Origin of the sequence: Bacteroides sp. 519 (assembly GCF_010500955.1) — a bacterium.
Taxonomy (GTDB): domain Bacteria; phylum Bacteroidota; class Bacteroidia; order Bacteroidales; family Bacteroidaceae; genus Bacteroides.
On record NZ_QVMJ01000008.1, the window covers coordinates 1 to 15,181 of the forward strand.

The window sequence follows — 15,181 nt, forward strand, 5'->3', positions numbered from 1 at the left end:
GGCACAATTGAGAGACTATTCTTTTCCGTATTAACTACGAATATACAACACTCGGAGAAATAACGGATCATTAATGATGCAAATATACGAGGCACAGAGAGCACAGAGATAAGAAAACTCTGTGTTTTCTGTGTCTTTGTGTTTAATATTTTATTATTAGATTGACCTATTATTCATTATTTTTATGTAAGTTTGTTATTGAGTAATAAAAATAAAGGATATGGATATTATACTGGATAAAACAAAGCAGTACACCTATGCCGATTACCTTACTTGGCTGGATGGAAAAAGGCGTGAGTTACTAAATGGATTGGTGCATCTTATGTCGCCGGCACCTACGTTAAGTCATGCAAAGATTTCACGTAAGATATTTGCACGTACATTTAATTACATCGACAAGCACAAAGGAAAGTGCCAAGTGTTTTCAGCTCCTTTCGATGTACGATTATCTAAAGACGGAGAAACAGCCGACGATAAGATTTACACCGTTGTGCAACCGGACATCTGTATTATTTGCGATGAATCTAAACTCGAGGAACGTGGTTGTTTGGGTGCCCCTGACATGATAGTGGAAATTCTTTCACCCTCTACCCGCAAGTACGATTTAAACGATAAGTTTAATCTTTACGAGTTAGCTGGTGTAAAAGAGTACTGGGTAGTATCTCCCAAAGAAAAAGATGTCAATGTATTTATTCTTCAGGATAATGGTAAGTACGACGTAGGAACATTGTACGAATCCGATCAACAAAAAGAGGTTCCAGTAAAAACTTTGCCGGGCTTGGTGTTGACGCTAAATGATATCTTTGAGGTTTAATGAATTTTAGACACGGATGACGCGGATTTCACGGATTTAATATCAAACAGAGAAGATATTTTATCCGTGTTTTAAAATCCGTGAAATCCGCGCAATCCGTGTCTAAAAAATCACTTCTGATAAACCCTCACATAATCTATTTCAAAGAAAATGGGGAATTCTGTTTTTGAAGGATCCTCACCCGGACGCCCAATAGCAAGGTTAAGCAATAGGTTCTGTGGATGATGGAACGGATTAACCCCTTCGCGGGTTATTGTTTCGGAAAGGTCTATTTCATTTAAAAGCTCATCATCTATGTACAAGCGGATAAAGTCTTTATCCCAATCCATCCGCCATACATGAAATTTATTTTCCCACTCTTTATCTTTTTCCAGGAAATGTGATATTGGCCATTTGGCACTATCCCATGGGCCCCAGCAAGCGTTTGCATGTAGTGTGGCCACATCATCTACCCGGTAATATTCCATTAAGTCTATCTCGCCACAAAGAGGCCATTGTCCGGCCCGGGGTTTGTATCCCAGAAACCAAATTGCAGGCCATGAACCTTTAACAGCAGGAATCTTTGCTTTGATTTCGAAACGGCCATAAAGCCATTCGTGCAGACCAAGTGTTTTTACGCAGGACGAAGTGTATTCGGCAAACTCCCGGTTTGTTTTCCAGTCTGTGCTTTGAGGATCGTAATTAGGATTGGGTTTCTTTTCTCTTTTTCCTTCAATTATCAACAGTCCATTTTTTACATAGGCATTATCCGGCTGATACCATTGAAGTTCTTTGTTACGGGTAAACCCTATCTCGTACGTCCATTTGGCCGGATTGGGAATCCCGTCTTTATCAAATTCATCACTCCAAACAAGTTTATACTCGTTATTAATACCCTTATTGCTTTGTTCCTGGGCATGGCCTGTAACGGCCATGAGCAATGCTAACCCGATTAGTGTTTTCTTCATACATTTAATATTAGAATGAGAAATAAATTCAGGCAGCAAATTACAGCTTTATTTAAAACAGTAAGTGTCTAATAATACAAAATAAGGACTAAATTATCCAACAGTAAGATTTTGTTTCCGGAATATTGTTCTGGCATTTTCCAAACGTTCAGCCGATAGAGGTTCTACGCCTTTGAGTCGGTATTCCATACCCAGTTGTTCGTACTTATTCTCTCCCATTATGTGGTATGGAAGTAACTCTATCTTTTTTATAACAGTAAAGTGGGTAAGGTACTGGGCTATCTTTTCAAGACTTTCGTCGTTGTCGGTTAATCCGGGAACTATTACATGACGTATCCATGTATCTATATGATTGGCTTCAAGATAATCAAGGAACTTAAGAGGCCCGTCTCTTTTGATACCTGTTAGTGTTTGGTGGAGTTCAACATCAAGTGTTTTTATATCCAGCAGCACAAGATCAACATATTGAAGCAACTCTTTTATTTTGTCGTTCAATATACATCCCGAGGTATCTAGTGCGGTATGTATTCCTTCGGCCCGGCAAAGGATAAAGAATTCTTTAAGAAATTCGGCTTGCAACAGCGGCTCTCCGCCAGTTACAGTAATTCCTCCTTTAGCAATAAAGTTTTTGTATTTAAGAACTTCTTCCAACAGTTCGGAAGCAGTCATAGTATATTTAGATGGATTTTGGGTATCCCATGTATCCGGGTTATGACAATACAGGCAGCGCAAAGGACAACCCTGCATGAAAATTACAAAACGAATACCTGGACCATCTACGGTACCGAAACTCTCTAAAGAATGAATTCTTCCTTTCATTTGAGTTATGAGTTATGAGTTTTGAGTTTTGAGTTCGATGCCGCATGGACTCAAAACTCATTACTCAAAACTCAAAACTTATTAAAGTGAATGATTAATTGTTCTGGAAATTACATCCAACTGTTGTTCTCTTGTTAACTTAACGAAGTTTACAGCATAACCCGAAACACGGATAGTTAACTGAGGATATTTTTCGGGATGCTCCATTGCATCAATCAATAAATCTTTCTCGAATACGTTTACATTCAGGTGCTGACCGCCATCGGGAGTGAAATAACCATCGAGCAAACCAACCAGGTTGTCTACGCGGTTCTCACGGTCTTTACCTAACGCAGCCGGAGCAATACCGAAGGTATAAGAAATACCATCGTGTGCATGTTGGAAAGGTAATTTAGCAACCGAAGCCAAAGCAGCAACAGCACCTTTGGTGTCACGACCGTTCATTGGGTTAGCACCCGGAGCAAACGGAGTACCTTTTTTGCGTCCATCAGGGGTAGAACCTGTTTTCTTACCATAAACTACATTCGATGTAATGGTAAGGATAGACTGTGTAGGTATAGCGCCACGGTAAGTTTGGTGCTGACGAAGATAATCCATGAACTTCTCTGTTATCTCAGTGGCTATCTCGTCTGTGCGGTCGTCATTGTTACCAAATGGAACATAATCTCCTTCTCTTTCAAAATCAACAGCCAAGCCACGTTCGTCGCGGATAACTTTCACTTTGGTATCGCGGATAGCAGCCAATGAGTCGGCAACGATAGACAAACCGGCAATACCTGTTGCACGGATACGATCTACATTACCATCGTGCAATGCCATTTCGAATGCTTCGTAAGCATACTTATCGTGCATATAGTGAATAACTTTCAATGCATTTACATATACTTTTGCCAGCCAGCGCATCATTTCTTCGAACTTCACCATAACCTCATTGTAGTCCAGATATTCGCTGGTAATAGGAGCATAAGCTGGTGATACCTGTACACCTGAAATTTCATCGCGACCACCATTAATGGCATACAACAAACATTTGGCCAGGTTAGCACGAGCACCAAACAACTGCATTTGCTTACCAATAATCAATGGAGAAACACAACAAGCAATACCATAATCATCGCCATAGTCAGGACGCATCAGGTCATCGTTTTCGTATTGCAGAGCCGAAGTATCAATAGATACCTTAGCACAATAACGTTTCCAGTTTTCGGGTGCGTTGTTGAACCACAAGATAGTTAAGTTAGGCTCAGGAGCAGGTCCGAGATTATATAATGTGTGCAGGTAACGGTAGCATGTTTTAGTAACCAATGAACGTCCATCAACTCCCTGACCTCCCAAAGATTCAGTTACCCAAACAGGGTCGCCTGAGAAGAGTTCATTGTAATCGGGCGTACGCAGGAAACGAACAATACGAAGCTTAATGATAAACTGGTCAATCAGTTCCTGAGCTTCTTTCTCGGTAAGTGTTCCTTCTTTAATATCTCTTTCCAGATAGATATCAAGGAAAGTGGCTGTTCTTCCTAAAGACATGGCAGCACCATCCTGATCTTTAACAGCAGCCAAATAAGCAAAATACAAGAACTGTACAGCTTCACGGGCGTTCTGTGCCGGACGGGTTACATCGAATCCGTAGCTTGAACACATTCTTTCGAATGCTTTCAGTGCATTGATCTGTTCGGCTATTTCTTCACGCTTCTGGATAATCTCTTCAGTTATTTCCTGAATATCCAAACGTTGCATTTCCTGTTTCTTGTTTTCAAGTAATCTGGCAGTACCGTACAAAGGCACGCGACGGTAGTCACCGATAATACGTCCGCGACCATAAGCATCGGGCAATCCGGTAATAACAGCCGACTTACGTACAGCCATCATTTCGTCGGTATAAACCGAGAATACACCTTCGTTGTGTGTTTTTCTGTACTTGGTAAAGATTTCCTTTGTTGTAGGATCGAGTTTGTAGCCATAAGCATTCAAACCGTTTTCTACCATACGAATACCTCCTTTAGGGAAGATACCTCTTTTCAGAGGAGCATCAGTCTGTACACCAAAGATAACCTCATTTTCTTTATCGATATATCCGGGGCCGTAAACATCAATACCTTGTGGGTACTTTTCTTCGGCATCATAAACACTCTTTTCACGTTCAACCTTGAACATTTCAGTTAGTTTATTCCAAACTTTTGTAGTTCTTTCTGTTGGTCCTTCCAAGAATGAATCATCACCATCGTAAGGAGTATAATTACGTTGGATAAAGTCTCTTACATTGATTTCCCTTTTCCAAACTTCACCTTTGAACTGTGTCCAATATTTATTTTCCATACATTATAATATATAATTAAACCTATTAAAACAGTAAATTCTTTATTTAGTTGAGAGTTGAACTCTCAACTTTTAGATACAAGTATCCGTAAACGCATCCTACAAGTGCTATACCACCAATCAGATTTCCCAAAGTGGCCGGTATCAGGTTCTGTACAATAAAGTCTCCCCATGTAATATTGGCACCCGAATAAATTGCTGCCGGAATAAAAAACATATTAGCAATAGAGTGCTCGTATCCTAATGTAACAAACAGCATAACCGGAATCCATATTCCGATACATTTTCCTGTTATATCTTTTGCTGCATATCCCATCCACATACCTAAACACACCAACCAGTTGGCACCAATACCCTTCACCAATACAGTAAAGAAGTCTTGATTAACTTTAGCTGCCGAGTATTTATGCAGATACGCTTGCCAGGGATCATGCGATAACATCCCTACGCCCGACGACATAAACCAAGCAACTACTTGGGCTCCCACAAAATTGAATAGGTATGAATAAATAAGCAGCCGTACAAGTGTGGCTGCTTTTATTTGTTTCTGGAAAAGGGGTAAAGTGAAGGCTGTACAATCGCTGGTGAACAAATCGGCCCCAGTAATAGACACCATAATGAGCCCGACGGGGAAAAGTGCACCTGCTATAAACTTAATGATTCCGGGATTTTCGGCACCGATTCCGGGCATTCCACCGGCTACCATAACCGATAATAACCCGCCAAATGCGATGAAAGCTCCCCCAAGTATGGCTATAAGAGTAAATTTCGGGAAAGATAGTTTACTTTTATAGACACCAGCCGCTGCAAATTGCGTAGCGATTTCTTTTGGAGAATAATAATTCATGTTAAAACTCACTTTTCGATTTCGGGCTGCAAAGGTACGACTATATTTTCTAAAATCCTATCAGCAGGTATCTATTTCGCCTATTAACCTATTGATTAGACCTATAACCGTAGTTGTGTGCGTTAACGGTCGAATAAATATTTTTTCTTTTTAATTAAGATTTGGCATAAATGCGCAAAGGTAAATGCACGAAAGCACGAAAACGTAAAGGCGCGAAAGGGTAAACAAACTTATCCTTTCGCGCCTTCATGCTTTCGCGCCTATTTGCAAGTCTTTTCTATGAAACTATCTACCACAGTATCACCTAATTCTTTTGCTTTTTTGAAATTCTCGCATGCTTCGTCTATTTTCTTTAATTGTTGCAGTGCAACTCCTTTCAAACGATAAGCTTCTGCGTAATCGGGTACCAGCGATATGGTTTTGTTAAATGATTTTTCTGCTTCCTCATATCTTCCTACCCGTAAGTTAATAACTCCCAGTTCGGTATGATAAGTAGGTTCTTCCGGATTTAGTTTGATTGCCATGTTTATATCATCCAGTGCACGCTGAAACTGACGGGCATGGAAAGCAGCCTGTTCGCGGTAATAATAGAAAACATCATTTACATTTCCTCTTACTGCTCTATAATATGTGTCATAATCAAGCATAGCAGGACGATATTGTTCTGTTTGCATATATGTATTAGCACGTTCAAGGAAATATGCACCATCTGTTGCAGAGATAGGGAGTGGTATCCGTAAGATACAGCTATCCATAAGGGCAATAACTTCTTTAATATCAGCTCCTAATAGTTCTTTTGTTTTTGCAGCACTAAAGAAAGATTGAGAGGAGGCCATATTAGATTGATTTACTTTTTCGTAAGCAGCAAGAGCACCGGCATAATCTTGTTGTGCAAAGAGGATATCGCCTTCTTGCAGCGTGTAAATGGGTTGCGGATCAATAGCTAGTGCACTACGGATTTCTGCTAATGCCTTATCCATAGTCCAGTCTTTGTATTTATTTTCTGGTCCGGTTAACTGATAGGTATAAATTAACTTAGCAGCATTATAATGAACCTCGTCTTTTTTTGTAGCAACAGATAAAGCTTTGGACAAATCATTAGCAGCTTTTTGTATTCCTGATTCATCAGTTGAAGTATATACATAGTTTGTTGCCCGGCGAATGTAACCATCTACACTGTTAGGAAATTGACCAATGAATTCGTCAAGTAAGCGTGTGTATTCTTCGGGAGATACCTGTCCCGATGCCATAAAAAGATTAACTAGAGCTTCATCTTCGGCAGTTGGTAATCCTTTCTTTATGCCTATACTTTTATAAGTAATATCGGATACGGATAGTGGGCTGATGGATAATGACATTCCATATTTTACTCCAACTGCATAACATTGGGTAGCAGCATCTTTTCCGGTTGCTTTTTGTGCAACACCAAATACTTCGCCGGCAGCATTTAAAACAGGACAACTAACTTGTTTATCACCTAAAGCAAGTGAAAGCGTATAGTAGTTTGCTTGCTCTCCAATAGATGAAACTTCTGTAACTTTACCAGCAGTAAATGATTTGTCTTTTTGAGTAGAGTAGGGGAGCAGATAAATATCACTACCCTGTGCAGGTGCAGTTGATGCTATACCTAATGTAGTAACCTTTTTGTTGTTGGTATTTACCTGGAATTTGATAACGTCGTACATGCTGTTGGCACCCAGAATGGTTTCAACTTCCATCTTCTGACCATCACAATCAATAACTACTGCCCGTTCGGCTCCCTTGAACGATGCATAATCCGACAAAGCTACTCCCGACTCTGTTACAAAAAATCCGTTACCAGAGTTTATAATATTATTGTCTTTATCGTAAGTAACCACAGAAAAAACTGCGCGTTTAGCTTTATCCAGCCACTTGGGCGCCTGAGCCATGGTTAATTGAGCAAACAGGCAAAATGAAATTAATAATAAAGTGTTTCTTTTCATGGTTATTTATTTTAGTTTCGTTGTTTTAGTGCTTCGTATATTAAAATACCTGCTGCTACAGATACATTCAGTGATTCGATAGTGCCCAGAACCGGGATTTTTACCCACTCATCACATAGGGCAAGGTTTTCGTAAGATACTCCTTTGTCTTCCGCTCCCATAATCAAACAAACCGGTCCGCTGTAATCGGCTTTGGTATATTCGTAATCACCTTTTTCGGTAGCTGCAATCAGTTTAAAACCACTATTCTTAAGAAACTCCAACGATTGCTTCAGGTTTTTCTCTTTACACACAGGCAGACTGTGTAGTGCTCCGGCAGATGTTTTTATAGCATCAGCATTCACAGTAACACTATTTTTAGCTGGGATAACAACTGCATCTACACCGGCACACTCGCAGGTGCGGGCAATGGCTCCAAAGTTACGTACATCTGTCAGGCCATCAAGCATAACAAAAAACGGATTCTTACCTTGTTCAAAGAGAAAAGGTACCAGATCTTCTACTTTCTGGTAAACTACTGAGGAGATAAATGCAATTACTCCCTGATGATTCTTTCTGGTAATTTTGTTGATTCTTTCCACTGGTATCCGTTGCACAGGTATAGATGTACCTTTAAGTACTGCGAAAAGTTCTTTCGATAAGTCGCTCTGAATGTCTTTCTTAACGAGAATTTTATCTATTTCCTTACCTGCCTGTACGGCCTCAATTACAGCGCGGACGCCAAATACGATATCGTTTTTATCAATCATTTGCTTTACTATTAGTATATAAGATATGGAAACAGACAAATATATGCTTTTTCGTTTATCTGTCAGGTGTTTAAATCTCCTATCTGTTATTCTTTTAAATTATCTTGTTTGTTTTAACAGTTCTTTTGCATTATTTAAAGCAGCTTCAGTTAGTGTAGCCCCACTGAGCATGTGAGCAATTTCTTCAACCCGCTCCTCATCATTCAGTCTGCGGATGTGGCTATTGGTTTCTGTATCATTGTCTTGTTTATAAACAAAATAATGTGCTTTGCCTCTTGATGCAATCTGTGGTAGGTGGGTAATGCTTATTACCTGACGCTCTTGTTTGCCCATTTCCTGCATAATATCGGCCATGCGATCGGCTATTTCACCAGAGACACCTGTATCAATTTCGTCAAAAATGATAGTCGGCAGTTTGGCTGCTTTAGCTATAATTGCTTTAACAGAAAGCATAACACGAGCTATTTCACCACCAGATGCCACTGCGGATATATTTTGAAGTGTACTGTTTTTATTAGCAGAAAATAGGAATGCTACAGCATCTGCACCATTTGGGCTGGGTTCTTTTCTGGCATTCATCTCAACCACAAAACGAATATTAGGCATTCCAAGTGGAATTAACCGGGCAACCATATCTTTTTCTACTTCACGGGCAGCCTTTTCTCTCTTTTGGGTTAGGATAGCTGCTTTTGCAATGACTTTTTGGAATTGTTGGTCTCGTTTTTGAGTCAGATCGGCAATGCGTTCGTCAAAAGAAGTAATTTCTGACAATCTGGTTTTATACTCGTTGGTTAATGCAATAAGTTCGGCTACCGTTTGAAGATGATGCTTTTGTTGTAGGGAGAAAATAAGATTTAAGCGCTCATTAACTTCCTCTAAGCGTTCAGGATTAAATTCTATTTCATCAACTTTGCCGGCTACTTCCATTGCTATATCTTTTAATTCAATATAACAGCTATCTGTACGTTCGGCCAACTCAGAAGCTTTGGAGTAAACTTTAGAAACATTTATAAGGGTGTTTAACCCGTCTTTCAGTTCAGAAAGGATTCCGGTTTCATCACCATTGAATATCTGGTCAATCTTATAAAGGCTGTTTTTAATTTCTTCGGCATGAGTGAGTGTTTCTGCTTCTTCTTCCAGTTCCTCCAGTTCACCATCTTTTAATCTGGCAGCTTCTAATTGTTCCAACTGAAAGCGGATATAGTCTTCATCGGCTTTATTCTTTTCGGCCTGCTCAATGACATCTTTCAATTCTTTATCCAGTTCTTTCCATACTTTGTATGTCTGGCGATATTTTTCCAACTGTTCTTCATTCTGAGCCAGAACATCCAGAACACCTAATTGAAAATCTTCTTTGTTTAGTAACAAATTCTGGTGTTGCGAGTGGACATCAATTAGTTGCTCACCCAATTCCTTCATCATAGGAAGAGATACAGGTGTGTCATTAATAAAAGCACGGCTTTTTCCAGAAGCATGCAATTCTCTACGGAATATACATTCATCGTCATATTCCAGTTCGTTCTCTTCGAAAAAGTCTTGTAACTTGTAGGGTGAAATATAAAATCGGGCTTCGATAATGCATTTTGCTGCTCCCTGACGGATTGATTTAGTATCAGCCCGCTGTCCAAGTAGTAAACCAATTGCACCCAGAATGATAGATTTACCTGCTCCGGTTTCGCCCGTGATTACAGAGAAACCTTCATCGAAAGCAATGTCAAGCTCTTCTATGAGAGCATAATTTTGTATATATAACGAACGTAACATACGTTTTTAGTTTTTAGTTATAAGTTTTGAGTAACATTACTCATTACTCAAAGCTCATAACTTTATTTATGATGTCTTTTGCTACTTCTTTTTTGGACTTAAGTTCATATTCTGTACGATTATTCCGGTCGATAATCGTGATTTTATTTGTGTCATACTGAAACCCTGCTTGTGGATCGTTCAACGAATTTAGAACAATAAAATCCAGGTTTTTACGTTCCAGTTTCCTGATAGCATTTTCTTCCTCATTATTAGTTTCAAGAGCAAAACCAATTAATAATTGATTCTTTTTCTTTGTTTTACCTAGTTCAGCAGCGATATCTTGTGTTGGTTTTAGTCGTAAAACTAAATCTTCCTCTCCGCGTTTCATTTTTTTATCGGCTGTTGTCTCGGGGGTAAAATCAGCTACAGCAGCACAAAGAATGCCAACATCCATTTTGGGATAGTATTGTATAGCCGCATTATACATTTCGGAAGCCGATTCAACATTGATGCGTTGTATATTTGCATGATGCGTTTGTTGTTTTACAGGACCTGCTATAAGAACAACTTCGGCTCCACGTTCAGCACATTCTTCAGCTAAAGCAAATCCCATCTTTCCAGAAGAATAATTACCGATGAATCTTACCGGATCAATCTTTTCATAAGTAGGCCCAGCTGTGATTAGTATTTTTTTACCAGATAAATCAGCATGAGATGCAAAAAACTCCTCAATAATACGGATGATGTTTTCTGGTTCTTCCATCCTTCCTTTCCCCACTAAGTGACTGGCTAATTCTCCTGATGCCGGTTCAATGATGTGATTGCCAAATGAACGAAGGGTATCAAGATTCTTTTGGGTAGATGGATGTGCAAACATATCAAGATCCATTGCCGGTGCAACAAATACGGGTGCTTTGGCTGATAGGTATGTGGTAATCAGCATATTATCGGCTATTCCGTTTGCCATCTTACCAATGGTTGAGGCTGTGGCTGGGGCAATAAGCATTAAATCTGCCCATAAACCTAAATCTACATGACTGTTCCATGTTCCATCGCGTTGAGCAAAAAACTCGCTTATAACAGGTTTGCTTGTTAGGGCCGATAGGGTGATGGGAGTAATGAATTCTTTTCCGGCCGGAGTGATAACAGTTTGTACTTCAGCTCCTTTTTTAATTAATCCGCGGATAATATAACATGCTTTGTAGGCAGCAATACTTCCGGTAATTCCTAATATTATTTTTTTACCCTTTATCATGGTTTAGAGTATTGAGTATCAAGTTTTGAGTTTTGAGTTAGTGATGCCGTGTGGACAACTCATAACTCATAACTCAATACTTTTATTATTTCTTTCCAGTAAGTTCTCTTAATCGAATTTTAGTAAGCATTGCTTTAGTGTGTAATGTGAAATCATTGCCCAAAATCCAACCGTAATATCCCGGATCTTTTTGTAGTACTTCTGTCACGGCCATCCCTTTATATCTTCCAAAATTGAAAATTTCAATTCCATTATCGTCATAAACCATTCTTCCTGCAAAGTCTACATTACGGTTATAACTAGAAAATTCGGAAAGGAATTTCACATCATTCTCTAATTCAGTGTATGTGTCTAGTTGCGACATGAGTACTTCATAAGTAGCTCTGGTGTCGGCTTCGGCCGAATGGGCATCTTCCAGATTCTTTTTGCAATAAAATTTATATGCGGCAGAAAGTGTACGTTGTTCCATTTTGTGAAAGATTACCTGAACATCTATAAATTTTCTGCGGGATATGTCTATGTCAACTCCTACGCGAAGAAATTCTTCTATCAGTACAGGAACATCAAAACGGTTAGAGTTGAATCCGGCTAAATCGCATCCCTCAATATCCTTAGCAATGTTTTTGGCTACTTCTTTGAAAGTTGGGCAGTTTGCAACATCTTCATCATATATTCCATGTATCTTTGATGATTCTTCGGGAATGTGCATTTCCGGATTAATCCGCATGGTCTTGGATTCTTCATTTCCATTAGGATATACTTTCAAATAGCATATTTCGACTATTCTGTCTGTATTGACATTTATACCTGTGGTTTCGAGATCGAAAAAGACGAGAGGGTTTTTGAGATTCAGTTTCATTGATTGTTGTTTTTGTTGTTTTTAGACACGGAATACGCGGATTACATGGACTAAAACTACATGGACATAATAATATCCGTGTTTTTAATCCGTGTAATCCGCGTAATTTGTATCTGAAAAATTAATCATTCAGCATCATTGGCATCAGAAGCATCAGGAGGTCTTCACTCTCTTCTTGTATTATCGGAACGATAACACCTGCTCTGGAAGGATCGGCTAGTTCGATAACAATTTCTTCGGATGCAATATTATTAAGAATATCCAGAAGGAAAGTTGCTTTAAAACCGATCCCCATTGGCTCATCTGAGTATTGACATACTTGTGTTTCCTCTGCTGATGTTGAGAAGTCGATGTCTTGTGCAGAGACGATAATTTCGTTTTCCTGGAAACCTAGTTTTATCAAACTACTTGATTGTGAAGAGAAAATAGATACACGACGTAGTGCACCAATAAGTAGCTGACGGTTGATTGTTACTTTATTAGGATTGTTCTGTGGAATTACTGAATTGTAGTTTGGATATCTGCCTTCAATCAAACGACATACCATGCGGTAGTTGCTTAATACAAAAACAGCATTTCTTTCGTCAAACTCAATCACAACAGTTTCTTGTTCTTTTGCCAGCAGATTTTTTAATAAGTTAGCAGGTTTCTTTGGTAAGATGAAAGCTGCACGCTCATTACCATGCGACATGGTTGTTTTGTAACGTACCAGCTTGTGACCATCAGAGGCTACCATAGTGACATCTTCGGTAGTTATATCAAAGTAGATACCATTCATAACCGGGCGAAGTTCGTCGTCGGCAGTTGCAAAGATGGTGCGGTTGATACCACTAAGTAAAACCTGTGCGTCAATTTCCATACGTACTGCACTTTCTCCTAATGATGCGGATTGTGGGAACTCGTCGGCATTTTGTCCCATCAAACTGTATTTACCATTCAGGTAAGTAACACTTATTTCGAGTGTATCGGATACTTCGAAACTAATAGGCTGTTCCGGAATTTCTTTTAACGCTTCCAGAAGTGTTTTTGCAACGACTGCAAATTTCCCGTTTGTATCGCTTTCATTAACTTCGAGAGAGGTTACCATGGTGGTTTCTGAATCGGATACAGTAACAGTCAGAGTACCGTCTTCCAAATTGATAAGGAAACAGTCAAGGATAGGCAACGTGTTTTTCGAATTTATCACACGGCTAACTGCCTGTAAATGGCTGAATAAAGCAGTACTTGAAACGACAAATTTCATATGTTTATATATTAAAGTTTTTTTATTTTACTAAGTGACAAAGTTACAAAAAAAAATATGTAGTGCGCAATATGGCAAAAGAAAAACCTCATCTTATTTGAGGAATATTAGGAGAAAATTGTATCTTCGCACCACAATTAAAAATTATAACGATGGAATTTACCGGAAGAATCATAGCCGTATTATCGCCAAAAAGCGGAGTAGCAAAAGCTACAGGGAATGAGTGGAAGGCTCAGGAATATGTAATTGAGAATCATGATCAGTATCCTAAAAAGATGTGTTTTGAGGTTTTTGGTCAGGATAGAATTGAACAATTTGCTATACAAATGGGAGAGGAGTTAACTGTTTCTTTTGATATTGATGCTCGTCAATGGCAAGATAGATGGTTTAATAGTGTCCGTGCATGGAAAGTTGAAAGAGTAAATGCCGGTACACAAGCGCCAGGGGCTTTCCCTCCACCTCCAGCAACAGCAACACCTGAATTTATACCAGGTGATGTAAATGATGATCTACCGTTCTAATTAAATAAATTAGATAGTTAGAATATAATGCAGTAGCATTGGATAAAACCAGTGTTACTGTTTTTTTGTAGCTTTAAAATCGGTATTTACGGATAAAAATAAAGCCCAACTAATTATAGTTGAGCAAAAAGAAAAGCCGCATTGATGATGTGATGAAACTCCGAATGACATGATTTGAGTGCCCGCCCCTCTTTGTAATCCACCGACTTAAAAGTTGTCCCGAAGGATGTGGCCCGCCATTGAGAAGCGAAAGCTTGTCTCGGTTTTCAGTTATAATTGATGAGTTTCCCAATCTAACCAATGCGGCTGTTTTCTATAACAAATATATGTACTTTATGGCATATAAACAAGTAATTCGAAATTTTTGTTCTTAAATTCTTAATTTTAATTCTTTCTATTAATCCGCAATAAAGCTAAAGCGATTGTAATGAATTTATTACTAGGGGTTTATAGTTTAATTGTACGATTTCACCACAGAGTTCACAGAGTTACACAGAACTTTAAATACGATACCGCATGAAGTTTAAAACTCTGTGTAACTCTGTGAACTCTGTGGTGAAATCGTGAAATACTCATCTCAGTCGAATCAAACCGATTACAATAAAAAAGGTTGCTCTGTTTCCAGAACAACCTTTTATGCTTTAATCGATCGAAATTAAGCAGTTTTAGCTTTTGCCACTATAGCTTTGAAAGCTTCAGGGTGGTTTACTGCTAAATCAGCTAGAACCTTACGGTTAATTTCAATACCTGCTTTATGCAATCCTCCCATAAGTTTAGAGTATGAAATACCTTCTAAGCGGGCGGCAGCATTAATACGTTGTATCCAAAGAGCACGGAAATTTCTTTTTTTGTTTTTACGGTCACGGTAAGCATAAGTTAAACCTTTTTCCCAGGTATTCTTAGCTACAGTCCAAACATTTTTTCTAGCACCAAAGTAACCTCTGGTGAGTTTCAAAATTTTCTTTCTTCTTGCTTTTGAAGCAACATGATTTACTGATCTTGGCATAGTTTTGTTTCTTTTTGAATGTTAGCGCCGTTACTTCGCGTAACGAACTTTCATGCTAATGCATCCGGTTAATAATGAGATAATGTGAATAATGT

13 protein-coding genes are annotated in these 15,181 nt (G+C 38.9%); 2 read left to right on the forward strand and 11 right to left on the reverse strand.

Annotated features, from left to right (window positions below):
• Positions 1-220: 220 nt before the first annotated feature.
• Positions 221-814, forward strand: coding sequence for a Uma2 family endonuclease (locus D0T85_RS09515; protein ID WP_163212658.1), 594 nt, complete (start codon positions 221-223; stop codon positions 812-814).
• A 110-nt stretch (positions 815-924) separates the two neighbouring features.
• On the opposite strand, the gene D0T85_RS09520 is transcribed toward D0T85_RS09515, so the two are convergent.
• From D0T85_RS09520 to dnaN, 10 genes are all read right to left on the reverse strand, one after another.
• Positions 925-1,761, reverse strand: coding sequence for a family 16 glycosylhydrolase (locus tag D0T85_RS09520; protein WP_163212659.1), 837 nt, complete (start codon positions 1,759-1,761; stop codon positions 925-927).
• 93 nt (positions 1,762-1,854) lie between these two features.
• On the reverse strand, positions 1,855-2,580 hold the full coding sequence (gene pflA / locus D0T85_RS09525) for a pyruvate formate-lyase-activating protein (protein ID WP_163212660.1): 726 nt from the start codon (positions 2,578-2,580) through the stop codon (positions 1,855-1,857).
• Positions 2,581-2,661: 81 nt separating this feature from the next.
• Entirely contained in the window at positions 2,662-4,896 is a 2,235-nt protein-coding gene (gene pflB, locus D0T85_RS09530; protein ID WP_163212661.1) for a formate C-acetyltransferase, read from the reverse strand.
• Between the two features lie 46 nt (positions 4,897-4,942).
• Complete coding sequence (locus tag D0T85_RS09535) at positions 4,943-5,743, reverse strand: formate/nitrite transporter family protein (RefSeq protein WP_163212662.1); 801 nt, start codon at positions 5,741-5,743, stop codon at positions 4,943-4,945.
• 260 nt (positions 5,744-6,003) lie between these two features.
• Positions 6,004-7,707: a tetratricopeptide repeat protein gene (locus D0T85_RS09540; RefSeq protein WP_163212663.1), complete on the reverse strand. Its 1,704-nt coding sequence runs from the start codon at positions 7,705-7,707 to the stop codon at positions 6,004-6,006.
• 11 nt (positions 7,708-7,718) lie between these two features.
• A complete protein-coding gene (gene rlmB / locus D0T85_RS09545) occupies positions 7,719-8,456 on the reverse strand; it encodes a 23S rRNA (guanosine(2251)-2'-O)-methyltransferase RlmB (RefSeq protein ID WP_163212664.1) in 738 nt (245 codons plus the stop codon).
• Positions 8,457-8,555: 99 nt separating this feature from the next.
• Entirely contained in the window at positions 8,556-10,220 is a 1,665-nt protein-coding gene (gene recN, locus D0T85_RS09550) for a DNA repair protein RecN (RefSeq protein ID WP_163212665.1), read from the reverse strand.
• Between the two features lie 43 nt (positions 10,221-10,263).
• Entirely contained in the window at positions 10,264-11,457 is a 1,194-nt protein-coding gene (coaBC, locus tag D0T85_RS09555; protein WP_163212666.1) for a bifunctional phosphopantothenoylcysteine decarboxylase/phosphopantothenate--cysteine ligase CoaBC, read from the reverse strand.
• Positions 11,458-11,542: 85 nt separating this feature from the next.
• A complete protein-coding gene (locus D0T85_RS09560; protein ID WP_163212667.1) occupies positions 11,543-12,316 on the reverse strand; it encodes a 3'-5' exonuclease in 774 nt (257 codons plus the stop codon).
• Positions 12,317-12,437: 121 nt separating this feature from the next.
• A complete protein-coding gene (gene dnaN, locus D0T85_RS09565; RefSeq protein WP_163212668.1) occupies positions 12,438-13,559 on the reverse strand; it encodes a DNA polymerase III subunit beta in 1,122 nt (373 codons plus the stop codon).
• 152 nt (positions 13,560-13,711) lie between these two features.
• Between dnaN and D0T85_RS09570 the strand changes: the two genes are divergently transcribed.
• The gene (locus D0T85_RS09570) at positions 13,712-14,080 is read left to right on the forward strand and encodes a DUF3127 domain-containing protein (protein WP_163212669.1); all 369 of its coding nucleotides are present in this window, start codon (positions 13,712-13,714) and stop codon (positions 14,078-14,080) included.
• Positions 14,081-14,735: 655 nt separating this feature from the next.
• Here the strand turns inward: D0T85_RS09570 and rplT are convergent.
• Positions 14,736-15,086, reverse strand: coding sequence for a 50S ribosomal protein L20 (rplT, locus tag D0T85_RS09575; protein WP_163212670.1), 351 nt, complete (start codon positions 15,084-15,086; stop codon positions 14,736-14,738).
• Positions 15,087-15,181 lie beyond the last annotated feature (95 nt).

Excerpts from the sequence above, each read along its gene's own strand:
- rplT (WP_163212670.1), bottom strand. The coding sequence starts at position 15,086 with ATGCCAAGATCAGTAAATCATGTTGCTTCAAAAGCAAGAAGAAAGAAA.
- D0T85_RS09540 (WP_163212663.1), bottom strand. The coding sequence starts at position 7,707 with ATGAAAAGAAACACTTTATTATTAATTTCATTTTGCCTGTTTGCTCAA.
- pflB (WP_163212661.1), bottom strand. The coding sequence starts at position 4,896 with ATGGAAAATAAATATTGGACACAGTTCAAAGGTGAAGTTTGGAAAAGG.
- D0T85_RS09520 (WP_163212659.1), bottom strand. The coding sequence starts at position 1,761 with ATGAAGAAAACACTAATCGGGTTAGCATTGCTCATGGCCGTTACAGGC.
- pflA (WP_163212660.1), bottom strand. The coding sequence starts at position 2,580 with ATGAAAGGAAGAATTCATTCTTTAGAGAGTTTCGGTACCGTAGATGGT.
- D0T85_RS09570 (WP_163212669.1), top strand. The coding sequence starts at position 13,712 with ATGGAATTTACCGGAAGAATCATAGCCGTATTATCGCCAAAAAGCGGA.
- dnaN (WP_163212668.1), bottom strand. The coding sequence starts at position 13,559 with ATGAAATTTGTCGTTTCAAGTACTGCTTTATTCAGCCATTTACAGGCA.
- rlmB (WP_163212664.1), bottom strand. The coding sequence starts at position 8,456 with ATGATTGATAAAAACGATATCGTATTTGGCGTCCGCGCTGTAATTGAG.
- D0T85_RS09535 (WP_163212662.1), bottom strand. The coding sequence starts at position 5,743 with ATGAATTATTATTCTCCAAAAGAAATCGCTACGCAATTTGCAGCGGCT.
- D0T85_RS09560 (WP_163212667.1), bottom strand. The coding sequence starts at position 12,316 with ATGAAACTGAATCTCAAAAACCCTCTCGTCTTTTTCGATCTCGAAACC.
- coaBC (WP_163212666.1), bottom strand. The coding sequence starts at position 11,457 with ATGATAAAGGGTAAAAAAATAATATTAGGAATTACCGGAAGTATTGCT.
- D0T85_RS09515 (WP_163212658.1), top strand. The coding sequence starts at position 221 with ATGGATATTATACTGGATAAAACAAAGCAGTACACCTATGCCGATTAC.
- recN (WP_163212665.1), bottom strand. The coding sequence starts at position 10,220 with ATGTTACGTTCGTTATATATACAAAATTATGCTCTCATAGAAGAGCTT.